A 16,422-nucleotide genomic window follows, 5' to 3' on the forward strand; every position below is an offset into this window, starting at 1 on the left:
ACGTGTCACCGCTCCGGCAGCGGCGTTCTCAGGGGATGGGGGCATGCCGACACGCTCGCACACCCCATCCTGATCACTGACCGATACCCACCAGTCACCAACCGCGATCTAGTGATGTAGTACTAGCCCCGGTCAGACGTAGGCGGGCAGGGGCCGGGCCGCCGGCGCCGCCTCGACCTCCCGGAAGGCGAGGGCGATGCGCTCGGCGGCCTGCCGGAGCGTGTCCGGCGGCAGGACGTACGGGAGGCGCACGTAGTCCTCCAGGACGCCGTCCGCGCCGAAGACCGGGCCGGCGACCACGCGGACGCCGAGCCGCTCGGACGCCTCCGCGAGCCGCGACGCGACGGGGGCGCCGATCCGCGCCCACAGCGACATGCCCCCGGCGGGGAGCCGGAAGTCCCAGCCGGGCAGCAGCTCGCGCAGCGCTCCGCCGAGCGCGTCCCGGCTCCGCAGCAGGGTCTCGGCGCGCTCGGCGCGGACCTCCTCGATCCGCAGCAGCAGCTCCCGGACGATCAGCTGGTCCAGCACCGGGCTCGCCATGTCGAACGGCTCGCGGGCGAGCACCAGGCGGCGGACGAGCGGCGCGGTGGCGCGGATCCAGCCGATCCGCAGCCCGCCCCACATCAGCTTGGACGCCGAGCCGATCGTGATGACCCGCCCTCCGGTGTCGAAGGAGGCGAGGGCCGGCTCGCGCGGCGCGTGCGGGTCGTGGGCGAGGTCGGCGAAGGTCTCGTCGGCGACGAGGAACGCGTCGGCCCGGCGCGCGGCGTCGACGAGCGCGGCCCGCTCGTCCGCGGACATCAGGTACCCGGTCGGATTCTGGAAGTCGGGGATCGTGTACGCCATCCGGACGGCGGTCTGCCGCATGGCGCCCGCGACGAGCTCGACGTCCCAGCCCTCGTTGACGCCGACCGGGACGAGCCGGGCGCCGCGCCGTCGGAGGGCGCCGAGCGCGTGCGGGTACGTGGGCCGCTCCACCATGACGGCGTCGCCCGCCTCCACGAGGAGCTGGGTCAGCAGCGTGAACGCGTGCTGCGCGCCGGTGGTGACGACGATCTGGTCGGGCCGGGTCGGGACGCCGCGGGCCGTGTAGCCGTCCGCGATGACCTGCCGCAGGCCCGCCAGCCCGGCGGGCTCGTAGCCGGGCCCCGAGCTGTGCCGGGGCAGCTCCGCCACCGCCGCGGCGACCGCGTCGCCGAAGACGGCCGGGGCGCCGGGGGCCGCGCACGCGAGGTCGATGAAGGACGGGTCGTCGGGCGTCGGGTGGGCCATGCCGTACCGCCGCCCGGCCGGGGCGGCGCCGTCGGGCGGGGCCTGCGCGCCGGCCGACGACATGCGCACGGGCGGCAGCGCCGTCCAGCTCCCCGCCCCCTGCCGGCTCTCGATGTAGCCCTCGTCGCGGAGCCGGTCGTAGGCGGTGGTGACGGTGGTGCGGCTGACGCCGAGCGCGGCGGCCAGGTCGCGCTCGGCGGGCAGCCGGGTCCGCAGCGCGAGCCGGCCGTCCAGGACGAGCCCGCGCACGCCCCGCGCCAGGGCGGCGTAGACGGGACGCTCGCCCGACAGGTCGCCCAGCAGCCGGGCCAGGTTCGGACCGCTCACATAACGCGTGCTCATACAGGCCACTTTCGCACATTGGTCCTATAGCTTCCAGTCCACTTGCCAGCAGAGTGGGACGGGTTGACGGCTACGAGCGACTGGAGAAACAACAATGGCCTTGATGGCGCGCCGTCTGGTGCAGCTCCTCATCGGATTGGCCTTGTACGGGCTGGGGATCGCCCTCCAGGTGTCCTCCGGCCTCGGCAACGATCCGTGGGACGTCTTCCACCAGGGCCTCTCGCGGCACTTCGGGCTGTCGATCGGGGCCTGGATCATCATCGCGGGCGCGACCGTGATGCTCGCGTGGATCCCGCTGCGACAGCGCCCCGGCATCGGGACGGTCAGCAACGTCATTCTCATCGGCGTGTTCGCCGACCTGTTCCTGTGGCTGCTGCCCGACCCGGGCCCGCTCGCCGCGCGCTGGGCGTACCTGGTCACGGCCGTCCTGGTGGGCGGCTTCGCGACCGGCTGCTACATCGGCGCCGGCCTCGGCCCGGGGCCCCGCGACGGGCTGATGACCGGGTTCGCCGCGCGGGGACACTCGCTCCGCGTGGTCCGGACGGTGATCGAGTTGACCGTGCTGGGAGCCGGCTGGCTGCTCGGCGGGACCGTCGGCGTCGGGACGCTGCTGTACGCCGTCGCGATCGGGCCGCTGACCCACGTCCTGCTGCCCGTCCTGACCATCAAACCCCGTGCCGTCGAGCCCGCGCGGGAACCGGAGCCGGAGCCGGCCCCCGTGCCCTAACGGCCCTCCGCCGCGGTGCACTCGCACCACACCGTCACGCTCTCCGGTCCGGGGGTGACGCCCCAGCGAGTGCACACGGCGTCGACGATGATCAGGCCGCGTCCGTGTTCGGCACCGGGGTCGTCCCTGAGGTGCGGTGTCGACGGCGTCCCGCAGTCGTCGGTGACCTCGCAACGGATGACGTCACCGTCCTCGGCGATGGCCACGGTGACCCGGCCGCCGTCTCCGCTGGCCGAATAACGCACGGCGTTCGTGACCAGCTCACTGACGCACAGCTCCACGGTGTCGGCCGCCGGATTCGCCCCGAGCACCTCGCGCACGAACCGGCGGGCGAGGGCCGGCGAACGGTCGACCCCCGGAAACACGGCCACACCGAACAGACCCCGCATCTCGGGCCAGCCGGCGCCGGCCTCGACCTCGCAGCGCTCTGGTGGCTGGACGTCCTCCACGGCCCCGCTCTCGTCTCCACGGCCGCTCCTCCGGCCCGTCACCGCGACCTCCCGTGGCAAGGCTTCCGGGCAAGCGGTGGTGTATCCCTCGACTGGCATATCGATCACTTCTCGCAGAGTCCTGTTCATCGGTCAGGCATGGTGCCGATGCTTGGGACATTACGAAGTGATGGCCTGGTGAAGAGTTCTTTGCACTAGACGTCAATCAACAGTGCACTGACGGACAAATCACTCTTGTTAGTCCCTGCTTGACCTACCTAGCCTGAAGTCGTGGCAGAGGTGCAGTCCACCAACCAGGTCCCGCCCCGGGAGCGACTCGCCTACTGGCACGAGGTCATCTGCAGGACGTTCGTTCAGCTCGAGGTCGCGCAGACCGGCGGCGGACCGTTCGAGGGCGAGGTTCGCAAACACGAGATCGGGCCGGTGCAGGCGACGCGCGTCCTCATCGACCCCATGACGATCGAGCGCTCGCCCCGATACCTACGGTCGACGGAGGAACCCTACGGACTGCTCGCGCTGCAACTGCACGGCCGGACCATCGCATGCCAGGACGGGCGCGAGGCGGTTCTCGGCTACGGTGACCTCGTCCTGTTCGACAGCACGCGGCCCTACCGCGCGGACTTCCAAGGGCACCATTTCGACAGCCTCGTGCTGCAGTTCCCTCGCACCGCCCTCAGCGAGCGAGACGTCGAGACGGGCGGCGCCACCATGCGGCGGATCGCCATGAACTCGCCCTTGGGGCGGCTGGTCACTCCCTTCCTGCTCAACGCCGCACAGGCCGCGGGCACGGTCGATCCGGTGACCAGGGAACTGCTTGGCAGGATGTCCCTGGACCTCATTGCGACCGCCCTCGCCTCCGTCGCCGGCGTCGAGCGGCCGCCCCCCTCGTCTGGAGAGGAACTGCTTCGCCGCATCCAGCTCCACATGCGCCTGCACCTGTCCGACCCGCAGCTCGCGCCGCCCAAGGTCGCCGCGGCCCACAACATCTCGCTGCGCCAACTGCACCGGCTGTTCTCCCTCGAGGGGATCACCTTCGGCCGGTGGCTGCGCGCGGAGCGGCTGAGGCGGTGCGCCGAGGAGCTTCGCGCCCCCCGCTACGCGGGTCTGTCCATCGCCGAGATCGGCGCGCGGTGGGGATTTCCGGACGCCTCCACCCTCAGCCGGGCGTTCCGCGCCCAGTACGGCGTCAGCCCACGCGATCATCGGCACGCCGCCGTCCTGGACGATGCACTCGGCCATGATCTCGGTGGCACCTGACCGGGTGCACCTAGCGAAGGTAGAGGCGGGCGGCCTGCTCGGCGAGCGCGGCCAGCAGCGGCGCGGCGTCCGCCTTCAGCTCGGCGAGCGTCCGCGGGCCGTCGGCCAGGCTGAACGCGGCGGTCAGGCCGAGCGCGTGCAGCTCGTCCAGCGGTCCCGCCACCCCGCCGGCCAGGGCGACGCACGGCGCGCCCCGGTCGCGGGCGAGCGCCGCGACGGCCGAGACGACCTTGCCCGCGGCGCTCTGCCCGTCCACCCGCCCCTCCCCGGTGAACACCAGATCGGCACCCGCGAGCGCGTCCGGGAGGCCGACGGCCTCGGCGACGAGGGCGGCGCCGCCCGACGGCTCGGCGCCGAGCAGGGCGACCAGGCCGCCGCAGGTGCCGCCGGCCGCGCCGGCGCCCGGCACGCCGTGGACGCGGACCCCGCTGTGCGCGGCCAGCACGTCGGCGAAGACGGTGAGGGCGGCGTCGAGCTCGGCCACCTGCTCCGGGGACGCGCCCTTCTGCGGGCCGAACACGGCGGCGGCGCCGTCCGGCCCGACGAGGGGGTTGGTCACGTCGCAGGCGACCCGGAACCGGGCACCGCGCACCTCCGGCGGCAGCCCGGAGTCGTCGACCGACGCCAGCCGGGCGAGCACGGCGCCGCCGGGCGGCAGTTCCTCGCCGGCGGCGTCCAGGAACCGGACGCCGAGGGCGCGCAGCAGCCCGGCGCCCCCGTCGGTGCTGGCGCTGCCGCCGATGCAGACCAGGACGTCCCGGGCGCCGCGCCGGACCGCGTCCGCGATCAGCTCGCCGGTGCCGGTGGTGGCGGCGTTCATCGGGTCGGGCGGGACGTCCTCCACCAGCGGCAGCCCGGACGCCGCCGCCAGCTCCACGACCGCGGACGTCCCGTCGCCGGAGAGGGCGTAGCGGGCCTTGACCGGGCGTCCGAGCGGGTCGGTCGCGGCGACCTCGACCGCCTCGCCCGCGCGGGCGCTGAGGAAGCAGTCGAGGGTGCCCTCGCCGCCGTCGGCCATCGGGACCGCGACGACCTCGGCGGCGGGCGCGGCCCGGCGGACGCCCTCCTCCACGGCGGCGCACACCGCCGCGGCGGACAGGCTGCCCTTGAACGAGTCGGGCGCGACGACGACCCGCATCACCGCTCCGCCGTGGTCAGCGCCGTCTTCATCGCTCGGCCGCGAGCGTCGCGAGCACGGAGGCGAACTCCTCCGGCAGCACCATCGTGTCGCCCTCGTAGCGGGTCGCCAGGTACGTCAGCTCGCCCGCGCGCCACCAGTACAGGTGGGGGCTGAGCGACCCCGGCCCCTCCTCGTAGGCGCGGTGGGCCTGCGCCTGCAGCTCGGTCGCCGCGGCGACGGCCTCGCGGTAGCGGGCCCTCGGGTGGCCCGCGGAGATCTGGAGCGGGTGGGCGACGATGAGGCTCCGGTTGGGGGCGATGACCAGCGCGCCGTACGGGCCGATCGGCAGGTACTCCTCCAGCCACGCCAGGTGGGTGACGGCGTAGAAGGTCCAGCCGTGCAGGACCGAGACGCGGACGCCGCCGAGGTCCTGCTCGTCGAGCTGGAGCGGTCCGTCGGCGCGGACATTGGCGCGGCCCAGCATGAACAGCGCGTCGCCCGACACCGGCCAGCCGTTCATCTCCTCGGTGGTGACCGTGCGGACGGTGGTGGGCGTGTCGACCACCACGACCTCGATCAGGCCGGGCGCGAACGGCCGCGCCGCGAGGACCCCGTTGTCGGCCTCCGCCGGGTAGATGCGGGTGCGCAGCAGGTGCTGGGCGAGGTCGAAGTCGCTGAGGTCCAGCGGCTCCTCGACCGCGGTGACGATCGTGGTGACGTGGTCGGACACCAGCGCCGGCCAGTCGTCGCGCGGCACGAGCCGGGCGAGCTGCCGCAGGTCGCGCAGGCTGACGTGCAGCCGGTTCGCGCCCTCCAGCAGCATGACCTCGCCGGGCGCGCGGCTGCAGGTGTAGCCGAGGCTCTCGGCGACCAGGACGAGCAGGGAGTCGAGGGTCCCGTCGTCCCATGATTCGGGACGGGCGTGGCGGCCGCTCATCGCGCACCTCCCGAGGGCGCTTCGAGGGTGAGCGCGCCGGTGTCCGGCACGGCGGGGTGCGGATCTTTCGCTGCGGGGTCTGCGGGGCCGGGGGCGTGCAGGACGGCGGGGGCGCCGAGTTCCAGGCTGTGCTGGCGCGGCCCGTGCCCGGCGGGCAGGCCCGCGAGGACCGGGACACCGAGCGGGCCGAGCCGGGCGGCGAACACCGAGTCGAGCTCGGCCCGGTCGCCGCAGTCGGTCCAGGTGCCGAGCGCCACGCCGGCGGCGCCGTCGAACCATCCGGCCAGGAGCAGCTGGACGAGCATGCGGTCGACCCGGTAGGGCGCCTCGGTGACGTCCTCCAGGAAGACGATGCGGCCCGCGGCGGGCGGCGGGGCGTACGGGGTGCCGAGCAGGGCCGTCAGGAGCGAGAGCGTGCCGCCGGTGAGCGGGCCCTCCGCGCGTCCGGGGCTCAGCGCGCGGGCGCCGGGCAGGGTCACGGGGCCGCCGAACAGGGCGGCGCGCAGGGCGTCCAGGGACTCCCGCGGCGCGTCCGGGCCGGAGTCGGCGATGAGGCCCGCCGGCATCGGGCCGAAGGACGTGGTGACGCCGAGGCTCGCGCCGAAGGCGGTGTGCAGGGCGGTGATGTCGCTGGAGCCGTGCAGGATCTTCGGGCCGGCGCCGGAGGCGATCGACTCCTCGGTCGCGGCGCGCAGAGCGCTCCAGTCGAGCAGGTCGAGGACGCGGGTGGCGCCGTACCCGCCGCGTGCGCAGATCACCGCGCGGACCCGGGGGTCGCACCAGGCGTCCTGCAGGTCGGCGGCCCGGTCGGCGTCGCTTCCGGCCAGCCGGTGCCAGTCGTCGCGGACGGGCCCGGGAACGCCCAGGTTGACTCGGTCGAGGGCGTGTTTTCCGACCGCCGCGTCAAGGCCGAGGTCGCGCAGGACCGCGCACCCCGCCTCCAGGCGGGCGGGCTCGGCGGGGCCGCTCGGGGCGACCACCGCGACCCGGTCGCCCGGCCGCAACCGCCGGTACCTGTGGGCTTGTCGCACATGCGGCAGGCCGCCGGGCATGCCGACGGCGGGCGCGTCGGACGGCCCGCCGGCCACCTCCGCGCGGGCGCCCCCGCTGTTCAACCCGATCCCTCCTCGCACCGCGACGGATAGAGCTTGTCAGGATCCGGACGCCAGCGGAAGGGGCGACCGGTCACGACCCGCCAACAGATCATCGCCCCGTGCCGAGCGCGAGGCCGGCGAGGCGCGGCAGCGTCTCGCCGATCGGCCGCCGCAGTACCGCGTCGGCCACGCCATCGTACGGGGTCTCCTCCGCGTTGATGATCACCAGGCGGGCGCCGCCGTCGACCGCCTCCAGGCAGAGCCCGGCCGCGGGCTGGACGGTCAGCGAGGTGCCGACGGCGAGGAACAGGTCGCAGGAGCGGGCGGCGGCGATCGCCGCGTCCAGCACGTCCTGGTCGAGGGCCTGGCCGAAGGAGATCGTCGCGGACTTCTGAACGCCGCCGCACTCCAGGCAGGGCGGGTCGTCCTCCCCGGCGTCGACGCGCGCGAGGACCTCGGGCATCGGCGTGCGCAGGCCGCAGGACAGGCAGACGGCCTCCCGCATCGTGCCGTGGATCTCGATGACCTTCCCGGCGGACGACCCGGCGCGCTGGTGCAGCCCGTCGATGTTCTGGGTGATCAGCGCGCGCAGCCGCCCCGCCCGCTCCAGCTCGGCCAGGGCGGTGTGGGCGGCGTTCGGCTCGGCCTCCCAGACGGGGTTGTCACGGCGGGACCGCCAGGCGCGGCGCCGCACCTCGGGGTCGGCGAGGTAGGCGCCGATGGTGGACATCGCCTCGGCCGCCGGGTCCTTCGTCCAGACGCCCTGCGGGCCGCGGAAGTCGGGGATCCCGCTGTCGGTGGAGATCCCGGCGCCGGTGAGCACCGTGATCATCCCGGCCTTCGGCAAAAGCTCGGCGAGCGTCAGGGGAGCGTCCACCCTCCACATGGTAGGCGCCGGGGTGCCTCCCCGTGGTTCGCGCAACGAACCGGTCCGCGGCGGTTAACGGATGGGTATCGGGCCGCCCCTTACGGAGGGTCACGGCCTGACCGGGCCTCAAAAGGTGACAAACTTGGCCCGGTATGAGATCGACGCCGCACATCTTGGTGATCAACGGCACCAAGGTCCGCCGCCCGGTGTTCATCCTGGGCGCTCCGCACTCGGGTGCGGAGCTCCTGGCGCGCGCGGTCAAGCGCTCCCCCGGCTTCCACCTGACCACCGGCCGGCCCGGCGTGCTGCGCGTGACCTACGCGTTCGCCCGGCAGCCGTCGATCGCCACCGAGCGCGGGCAGGGCGCCGCGCGGGTGCTGCGGGACGCCTACGCGCAGGCGTGGCAGGTCTCGGCGCGCGCCTGCGCGGAGTGCCCGGACCAGTGCCGGGAGCTGGCCGGGCTGCCGCCGCGCCCGCCGGTGCCGCCCGCCCGCCCGGTGCCCGAGGCCGAGCTGCCGGGGCCGTGCGTGGAGCCGCAGGGGCTCGCCCGGTTCGCCGACGCCTCCCCCGACCTGATCTACAGCGCCGACGTGATCCTGGACGCCTTCCCCGACGCCCAGCTCGTCCAGGTGATCCGCGACGGCCGGGACGCGGTCGCCGACATGCTCGCCGACGAGCGCTGCCTGGCCTGGTTCAAGCCCGGCCTCGCCAACCTCGACACGGTGTTCCCGAACCCGTTCTTCGGAGTCGAGGACCACACCGAGCGCAACCGGTGGCCCCAGGCCGCCCCCGCCGTCAAGTGCGCGCTGCGCTGGCGCGGCTCGGTGCGGCTCAGCGCCAGGCTCCGGCTCCAGGTGCCCGAGGATCAGCTGTTCACCGTCCGCTACGAGGAGCTCGTCGCCAAGCCCCGCCGGGTCGCCGCCGACCTGGCGGAGTACCTGGACGCGCCGCTGTCCAGGACCGCGCTGACGGGCCTCGTGCGGGCCGGGGCGCGCGATGCCGCCGACCCGGGCGTCGGAGCCTGGCGCGAGCGCCTCACCCCGCGGCAGGCCGCCCAGGTCGAGAAGGTCGCCGGCACCGAGCTGCGCCGGCTCGGCTACCGGCTCGGCTCCGACGCCTGAGCGCCGTCACTCGGCGCCGAGCGGCTCGGTCTCCCGCTCCTCCCGCTCCTCGTCGCGGCGGCGGGAGAACTGCGTGCGGTACAGCTCGGCGTACAGGCCGCCCTCCAGCAGCAGCTCCTCGTGCCGGCCGCGCTCGGCCACCCGGCCGTCCTCGATCACCAGGATCTGGTCGGCCTCCCGGATCGTGGACAGCCGGTGCGCGATCACCAGGGACGTCCGGCCCGCGAGCGCGGTGCGCAGCGCCCGCTGGACGGCCGCCTCGGACTCGGAGTCCAGGTGCGCGGTCGCCTCGTCGAGGACGACCACCGACGGCGCCTTGAGCAGCAGCCGGGCGATCGAGAGGCGCTGCTTCTCCCCGCCCGACAGCCGGTAGCCGCGGTCGCCGACCACGGTGTCCAGGCCCTCGGGCATCGCGCCGACGAGATCGCCGATGTGCGCGGCGTCCAGCGCGGCGAGGATCTCCTCGTCGGTGGCGTCCGGCCGCGCGTAGCGCATGTTCTCGCGGATCGAGTCGTGGAACAGGTGCGCGTCCTGGCTGACGACGCCGACCTCGGCCCGCAGCGACTCCAGGGTGACGTCGCGGACGTCGGCGCCGCCGATCCGCACCGCGCCGCCGGACACGTCGTAGAGCCGCGACACCAGGTGCGTGATCGTCGACTTGCCGGCGCCGGACGGCCCGACCAGCGCCACGAGCCGCCCCGGCGCGGCGGTGAAGGACACCTCGTGCAGGACCTCCCGGCCCGGCGCGGTGTCGGTGCGCGCGATCGACTCCAGCGACGCCAGCGACACCTCGTCCGCCGACGGGTAGGCGAACCGGACGTGGTCGAACTCGATCGCGGGCGCCTTCACCAGGGCGGGCCCGCCGCCGTTCCCGGCCGGTGCGCGCGCCTCGGCGAGCGCGCGGGCGCCGTCGCGGTCGCGGATGAGCGGCTTGAGGTCGAGCACCTCGAAGACCCGGTCGAAGCTCACCAGCGCGGTCATCACGTCGACGTGGACGTTCGACAGGGCGGTGAGCGGCCCGTACATGCGGGTCAGCAGGGTGGCGAGCGCGACGAGCGTGCCCAGCTGGAAGGTGCCGTCCACGACCAGGTAGCCGCCGACGCCGTAGACCATGGCGGTGGCGAGCGCGGCGACCAGCGTCAGCGCGGTGAAGAAGACCCGCCCGTACATGGCGGCCACGATCCCGACGTCGCGGACGCGGGCGGCGCGCCCGGAGAAGTTCTCCTCCTCCTCGGCGGGGCGCCCGTAGAGCTTGGCGAGCATGGCGCCGGCGACGTTGAACCGCTCGGTCATCAGCGAGCCCATCTCGGCGTCCAGCACCATCTGCTCGCGGCTGACGCGCTGGAGGCGTTTGCCGACCCACTTGGCCGGCAGGATGAAGATCGGCAGGAGCAGCAGCGCGATCAGCGTGACCTGCCACGACAGGATCAGCATCGTCACCAGCACCAGGATCAGGCTGATCACGTTGGACACGACCGACGACAGGGTGGTGGTGAGGGCGCGCTGCGCGCCGATGACGTCGTTGTTGAGACGGCTGACGAGCGAGCCCGTCTGCGCCCGCATGAAGAACGCGACGGGCTGCCGCTGGACGTGGCCGAAGACCTGGCTGCGCAGGTCGTAGATGAGCCCCTCGCCGATGCGCGCCGAGTACCAGCGCTGCGCGAGCCCGAGCACCGCCTCCACCAGGGCGAGCCCGGCGACGGCGGCGGCGAGCCAGACGACGACGCCCTGCCGGCCGGACACGATGCCCTGGTCGATGATCCCCTTGAGCAGCAGCGGGTTGGCGACGACGATCAGCGCGGAGATCGTGTTCAGCCCGAGGAACAGCGCCAGCTCGCGGACGTAGGGCCGGGCGTAGCCCGCGATCCGCCGCACGGTGCCGGGCTTCAGCTTCTGCCGGGTGACGGAGCTGTCCTTGCGGAACGAGGCCATCACCTGCCAGCCGTTGCCCGGCATTCCCGGCATTCCCACGAGCGCCTCCGGATGTCGACGTAATCAAGTAAGCATCTCAAGCGTCCGGCCGGGTCAACGCGCGCCCGGCCCGGTGCCTTCCCGGCTCCGCTCACGGCGTAACCGCCTCTGGACAAGGCGTCCCGCCGGTGCGAGCGTGATCGTCACCGCCAGGCTCACATCCCCCAGGAGCCCCCATGAGAAGACGCCTCGCCGGCGGCGCCGGCGCGATCACCCTCACCGCCGCCCTCGCCGCGACCGCGGCGCCCGCGGCCGCGGCCGGACCCACGAGGCCGGACCCCGGCGCGCACCGGGTGACGGTCCGGGACGGCGAGACGCAGCCGGTGTTCTCCCGTGCCGACGCCGTCACCCAGACCGTCATGATCGAGACGACCGCGGACAGCGACCGCGACGGCGTGCGGGACCGCGTGCAGATGCGGATCATGCGGCCGAAGGAGACCTCCACCGCCGGTCTCAAGGTACCCACGATCCTGGAGCCCAGCCCGTACTGGGCCGGCATCAACGACGTACCGAACCACCCCGTCGACATCGGCGACGCGCGGGCGCGCTCGCTGACCACGACGCACCGGAACCTCGCGGAGATCTTCCCCGGCTACTACGACAACTACTTCCTGCCGCGCGGGTACGCCGTCGCGAACCTCGACAGCATCGGGACGGGCGGCTCGACCGGCTGCCCGACGTCCGGCGACCGCAGCGAGCAGGCGGGGGCCAAGGCCGCCGTCGACTGGCTGAACGGCCGTGCCCGCGGCTGGTCGCCCGACGGGAGACCGGTGAAGGCGACCTGGTCCACCGGCAACGTCGGCATGATCGGGCAGTCCTACAACGGGACCCTGCCGAACATGGCCGCCGCCACCGGCGTGCGGGGGCTGAAGGCGATCGTCCCGATCGCCGGGATCTCCAGCTGGTACGACTACTACCGCGCGAACGGCGGCGTCGTCGCGCCCGGCGGCTTCCAGGGCGAGGACCTGGACGTCCTGGCCAAGGCGGTGCTGACCCGGCAGAACCCCGAGGTCTGCGCGAAGGTCATCGACGACATCGAGGCCGCCCAGGACCGGGAGACCGGCGACTACTCCAAGGTGTGGGCCGAGCGCGACTACGTCGGCCAGGCGCGGGACGTCCGGGCCGCGGTCATGGTCGTGCACGGGCTGAACGACTGGAACGTCAAGGTCAAGAACTCTGTGCAGTGGTGGAACGCCCTCAAGAAGGCCGATGTGCCGCGCAAGCTGTGGCTGCACCAGGCCAACCACGCCACGCCGTTCAGGTGGCGCGTCGAGGAGTGGCTGCGGCAGACGCACCACTGGTTCGACCGGTACCTCTACGGCATCCGCAACGGGATCGAGAAGGAGCCGCGCGTCGACGTCCAACGCGCCGACGGGACGTGGGAGACGGCGAAGGACTGGCCTGTTCCGGGCACTCGCACCGTCCCGGTGAGCCTGAACGCCGGGCCCGCCGGACAGCCCGGCACCCTCGGCCTGCGCCCGGCGCCCGGCGGGCCTCAGTCGTTCACGGACGCCGGAAAGACCCGCACCGCCGAGCAGCTCCTCGTCAACGAGGACAAGGCCGACCCGAACCGGCTCGCCTACCTGACCGGGCCACTCCCCCGGGCCGTCCGGGTGGACGGCATCCCGTCGGTGTCGCTGCGGGCAGCGCTTAACGGGGTTCCGGGGGGTGTGGGGGGTCGTCCCCCCACACGGGACTGGGAGCGGTCGCCGTACTTGACGGCGCTGCTGGTCGACTACGGCACCGGCACCCGTCCCACGGGCGCCCGCGATGCCACTACTCAGGAGGTCTGCTTCGGGCAGAGCGTGCCGGGCGACTCGGGCTGCACGACCCGGCAGGTGCTGCGTACGGAGACGGCGCCCTACAAGATCGTCACGCGGGGCTGGCTGGACGTGCGGAACCGGCACGGCATCAGCCGCACCGACCCGATCGAGCCGGGCCGCACCTACACGTTCCGGTGGGACCTCGAACCCACCGACTACGTCGTGAAGGCCGGCCACCGGCTCGGCGTCGTCCTGCTGTCGACCGACTACGACTACACGCTCCGCTACCCGGCGGGGACCGAGGTCACCGTGCGGCCGGGCGTCAGCAGGGTGCTGCTGCCGCTGGCGCGCGGCGGAGCGGAGTCCCTCCGGTAGGCCTCGGGCGGGTCGGGGGCGTGCGCGTCCCCGGCCCGCCGGTCACCCGCCGAAGAGCTCGCGGAGCCGGCCGATCTGCTCGCGGCGCTCGGCGGCGCACTGCTCGTCGAGGGAGTTCTCGGCCGCCTCCCACAGCAGCCGCTTGGTCGCCACGGCCGCGCCGGGGTTGACGGCCAGCAGCGCGCCGACCAGGTCGCGGACGGCGGCGTCCAGGCCGTCGCGCGGCACCAGGGTCTCGGCGAGGCCGATCCGGGCCGCCTCGTCGGCGTGGACGGTCCGCGCGGTCAGGCACAGCTCCAGGGCGCGGCCGATGCCGACGATCTCGACGAGCGGCTTGGTGCCGGTCAGGTCGGGGACGAGCCCGAGCGCGGGCTCCTTCATGCAGAATCTCGCGTCGTCGGCCACGACGCGGATGTCGCAGGCCAGCGCGAGCTGGAAGCCGGCGCCGATGGCGTGGCCGTGCACGGCCGCCACCGTGACGATGTCGGGGCGCCGGAGCCAGGTGTAGCCCTCCTGCAGCTCGGCGATGAAGCGGCCGGTGCCCTCGGCGTCGGCGCCGTCGGCGAAGCCCTCGCCGCCGCCGGAGAACATGCCGAGGTCGATGCCCGCCGAGAAGGACGGGCCCGCGCCGCGCAGGACGGCGACGCGTACGTCCTGGGGCAGGGAGCGCCCGATCGCGGCGAGGCCGCGCCACGTGGCGAACGTCATGGCGTTGCGCCGCTCGGGCCGGTTCAGGGTGACGGTCGCGACCGCGCCGTCCACATCGAGGCGGAGACCTGCTTCGTCGAGGTCCGCGCTTTCGAGGTCCGCCGGTGCGGGGCCCTCCTGCACAGGGCCGGTGGCCGTTTCCGGCCGCGCGCCGGTCGTCGCGTCCCCCATGGGTCGTCCTTTCGATGAGCCAAGCCGGGCCCGCCCCGCCGTCCACGGGGCGGGACCCGGAACCTGTCCGTCGCCGCGACCGAACCTTACTCGGCCGGCCGCGGCGCCGGGTCAGGCGGTGCGCTCATCCGGGGGCCGGTGTCCGTTCAGGACTTCTTGCCCCGGGTCGCGCCACCGCGACCGCGCAGGTTGACGCCGGACTCGGTCAGAATCCGGTGGATGAAACCGTACGAGCGGCCGGTGGCGGCTGCCAGGGCGCGGATGCTCTCGCCGGAGTCGTACCTCTTCTTCAGGTCCGCCGCCAGCTTGTCGCGCTCGGCACCGGTCACGCGGGTGCCCTTCTTGAGGGTCTCGGCCACGAGTACCTCCCGTAGTGATGTGGTGACCGCTGCGTTATCCCCCGCCATGATCAGTCATTCCCGCCGGTTCGGCTACCCACTCGGCCAGAAAAGATCTGCGGAAGTCACCCCGCAGGTCACGCGAGCGTCACCAGATCGGCAAACTCGTCACTCCAGATATCTTCCACACCATCGGGGAGCAAAATCACTCTTTCCGGCGCGAGCGCCTCGACGGCGCCCTCGTCGTGGGTGACCAGGACGATGGCTCCGGCGAACGTCCGCAGCGCCCCGAGGATCTCCTCGCGGCTGGCCGGGTCGAGGTTGTTGGTGGGCTCGTCCAGCAGCAGCACGTTGGCGCTGGAGACCACGAGCATGGCCAGCGCCAGCCGGGTCTTCTCGCCGCCCGACAGCACGCCCGCGGGCTTGTCGACGTCGTCGCCGGAGAACAGGAACGAGCCGAGGATCTTGCGGACCTCGACCGGCATCATCCCGGGCGCGGCCGACTGCATGTTCTCCAGCACGGACCGCTCGACGTCCAGGGTCTCGTGCTCCTGGGCGTAGTAGCCGATCCGCAGGCCGTGGCCGGCGACGACCATGCCGGTGTCGGGCTTGTCGACGCCCGCCAGCAGGCGCAGCAGGGTCGTCTTCCCGGCGCCGTTCAGGCCGAGGACGACGACGCGGCTGCCCCGGTCGACGGCCAGGTCCACGTCGGTGAAAATCTCCAAAGATCCGTACGATTTCGACAAACCCTCCGCGGTGAGGGGGGTCTTGCCGCACGGAGCCGGGTCCGGGAAGCGGATCTTGGCGACCTTGTCGGCCTGCCGCTCCCCCTCGACGCCCGCCAGCAGCTGGCGGGCGCGCCGGTCCATCTGCTGGGCGGCCTTGGCCTTGGTGGCCTTCGCGCGCATCTTGTCGGCCTGCGACAGCAGCGCCGAGGCCTGCCGGTGCGCGTTGGCGGACTCGCGCTTGCGGCGCCGCTCGTCGGTCTCGCGCTGGTCGAGGTACTTCTTCCAGCCGACGTTGTAGATGTCGACGACGCACCGGTTGGCGTCCAGGTGGAACACCCGGTTGACCACCGCGTCCAGCAGCTCCACGTCGTGGCTGATCACCACGAGGCCGCCCTGGTGGCCCTTGAGGAAGTCGCGCAGCCACACGATCGAGTCGGCGTCCAGGTGGTTCGTCGGCTCGTCCAGCAGCAGGGTGTCGGCGCCGGAGAACAGGATGCGGGCCAGCTCGACCCGGCGCCGCTGGCCGCCCGACAGCGTCCCGAGCGGCTGGGTCATCACCCGGTCGGGGAGGCCGAGGCTGGAGGCGATCGACGCGGCCTCCGCCTCCGCGCTGTAGCCGCCGAGCACGTGCAGCCGCTCCTCCAGGCGCCCGTACCGGCGGACGGCCTTGTCGCGGTCGGCGCCCGTCGCGGTCGCCATGGCGTCCTCGGCGGCGCGCAGCTTGCGGATCACCTCGTCCAGCCCGCGGGCGGACAGGATCCGGTCGCGGGCCAGCTCCGCCAGGTCGACGCCGCGCGGGTCCTGCGGCAGGTAGCCGATCGTGCCGGAGGACGTCACGGCGCCCTGGGCGGGCAGCGCCTCCCCCGCCAGGACCTTGGTGAGGGTCGTCTTGCCGGCGCCGTTGCGGCCGACGAAGCCGACCCGGTCGCCGGGGTTGACCCGGAACGTGGCGGCCTCGATCAGCAGCCGGGACCCGGCGCGCAGCTCGACGTCTTTCGCGATGATCACAGTGACTGGGCTCCCCTGGAGGGACGGCTCGGTGGACGGACGCACGAAACAGCGCGCCGCGCGGTCGCGTGACCGGGGCGCGCTGGGCGGCCTGTCAGTTCGGGAGCGGAACCATCCGTCCAGTGTACGTGACCGCCGGGCGGAGCTCGTCCGCCGGCGGGCGGCGGGCGGGG

Annotated in this window: 14 protein-coding genes; 4 read left to right on the forward strand and 10 right to left on the reverse strand. The window is 73.6% G+C overall.

Going from position 1 to position 16,422, the window contains the following annotated elements:
• Positions 1-132: 132 nt before the first annotated feature.
• Positions 133-1,614 carry a PLP-dependent aminotransferase family protein gene (locus ABGB11_RS27395; protein ID WP_347637188.1) on the reverse strand — a complete coding sequence of 494 codons (1,482 nt, stop codon included), beginning with the start codon at positions 1,612-1,614 and terminating at the stop codon, positions 133-135.
• Positions 1,615-1,708: 94 nt separating this feature from the next.
• Between ABGB11_RS27395 and ABGB11_RS27400 the strand changes: the two genes are divergently transcribed.
• Positions 1,709-2,341, forward strand: a complete 633-nt coding sequence (locus tag ABGB11_RS27400) for a hypothetical protein (protein WP_347637190.1) — start codon at positions 1,709-1,711, stop codon at positions 2,339-2,341.
• Here ABGB11_RS27400 and ABGB11_RS27405 read toward each other — a convergent pair.
• On the reverse strand, positions 2,338-2,832 hold the full coding sequence (locus tag ABGB11_RS27405) for an ATP-binding protein (protein ID WP_347637191.1): 495 nt from the start codon (positions 2,830-2,832) through the stop codon (positions 2,338-2,340). The two genes, ABGB11_RS27400 and ABGB11_RS27405, sit on opposite strands and share 4 nt — an antisense overlap.
• Before the next feature lie 228 nt (positions 2,833-3,060).
• Here ABGB11_RS27405 and ABGB11_RS27410 point away from each other — a divergent pair, with 228 nt between their 5' ends.
• Entirely contained in the window at positions 3,061-4,047 is a 987-nt protein-coding gene (locus ABGB11_RS27410; RefSeq protein ID WP_347637193.1) for a helix-turn-helix domain-containing protein, read from the forward strand.
• 10 nt (positions 4,048-4,057) lie between these two features.
• Here ABGB11_RS27410 and ABGB11_RS27415 read toward each other — a convergent pair whose 3' ends face one another.
• From ABGB11_RS27415 to ABGB11_RS27430, 4 genes are all read right to left on the reverse strand, one after another.
• Positions 4,058-5,185, reverse strand: a complete 1,128-nt coding sequence (locus ABGB11_RS27415; protein WP_347637195.1) for a glycerate kinase — start codon at positions 5,183-5,185, stop codon at positions 4,058-4,060.
• A gap of 28 nt (positions 5,186-5,213) precedes the next feature.
• A complete protein-coding gene (locus ABGB11_RS27420; protein WP_347637197.1) occupies positions 5,214-6,104 on the reverse strand; it encodes a hypothetical protein in 891 nt (296 codons plus the stop codon).
• Positions 6,101-7,219 carry an LD-carboxypeptidase gene (locus ABGB11_RS27425; RefSeq protein ID WP_347637199.1) on the reverse strand — a complete coding sequence of 373 codons (1,119 nt, stop codon included), beginning with the start codon at positions 7,217-7,219 and terminating at the stop codon, positions 6,101-6,103. Before ABGB11_RS27425 ends, ABGB11_RS27420 begins: the two co-directional genes overlap by 4 nt.
• A gap of 88 nt (positions 7,220-7,307) precedes the next feature.
• On the reverse strand, positions 7,308-8,030 hold the full coding sequence (locus ABGB11_RS27430) for a Sir2 family NAD-dependent protein deacetylase (RefSeq protein ID WP_347637491.1): 723 nt from the start codon (positions 8,028-8,030) through the stop codon (positions 7,308-7,310).
• A gap of 188 nt (positions 8,031-8,218) precedes the next feature.
• Between ABGB11_RS27430 and ABGB11_RS27435 the strand changes: the two genes are divergently transcribed.
• A complete protein-coding gene (locus tag ABGB11_RS27435) occupies positions 8,219-9,187 on the forward strand; it encodes a sulfotransferase (RefSeq protein ID WP_347637201.1) in 969 nt (322 codons plus the stop codon).
• 6 nt (positions 9,188-9,193) lie between these two features.
• Here ABGB11_RS27435 and ABGB11_RS27440 read toward each other — a convergent pair whose 3' ends face one another.
• Complete coding sequence (locus ABGB11_RS27440; protein WP_347637493.1) at positions 9,194-11,143, reverse strand: ABC transporter ATP-binding protein; 1,950 nt, start codon at positions 11,141-11,143, stop codon at positions 9,194-9,196.
• Between the two features lie 191 nt (positions 11,144-11,334).
• Between ABGB11_RS27440 and ABGB11_RS27445 the strand changes: the two genes are divergently transcribed.
• Positions 11,335-13,296, forward strand: a complete 1,962-nt coding sequence (locus ABGB11_RS27445; protein ID WP_347637203.1) for a Xaa-Pro dipeptidyl-peptidase — start codon at positions 11,335-11,337, stop codon at positions 13,294-13,296.
• Between the two features lie 42 nt (positions 13,297-13,338).
• On the opposite strand, the gene ABGB11_RS27450 is transcribed toward ABGB11_RS27445, so the two are convergent.
• The 3 genes from ABGB11_RS27450 to ABGB11_RS27460 form a co-directional block, all read right to left on the reverse strand.
• A complete protein-coding gene (locus tag ABGB11_RS27450) occupies positions 13,339-14,175 on the reverse strand; it encodes an enoyl-CoA hydratase/isomerase family protein (protein ID WP_347637205.1) in 837 nt (278 codons plus the stop codon).
• A gap of 146 nt (positions 14,176-14,321) precedes the next feature.
• Positions 14,322-14,534 (reverse strand): helix-turn-helix domain-containing protein, encoded by a 213-nt coding sequence (locus ABGB11_RS27455; RefSeq protein ID WP_021596738.1) that lies wholly within the window; start codon positions 14,532-14,534, stop codon positions 14,322-14,324.
• A 116-nt stretch (positions 14,535-14,650) separates the two neighbouring features.
• Positions 14,651-16,249 carry an ABC-F family ATP-binding cassette domain-containing protein gene (locus ABGB11_RS27460; RefSeq protein WP_347637208.1) on the reverse strand — a complete coding sequence of 533 codons (1,599 nt, stop codon included), beginning with the start codon at positions 16,247-16,249 and terminating at the stop codon, positions 14,651-14,653.
• Positions 16,250-16,422 lie beyond the last annotated feature (173 nt).

It is taken from the genome of Actinomadura sp. B10D3 (assembly GCF_039871695.1).
GTDB classification, from domain to species: domain Bacteria; phylum Actinomycetota; class Actinomycetes; order Streptosporangiales; family Streptosporangiaceae; genus Spirillospora; species Spirillospora madurae.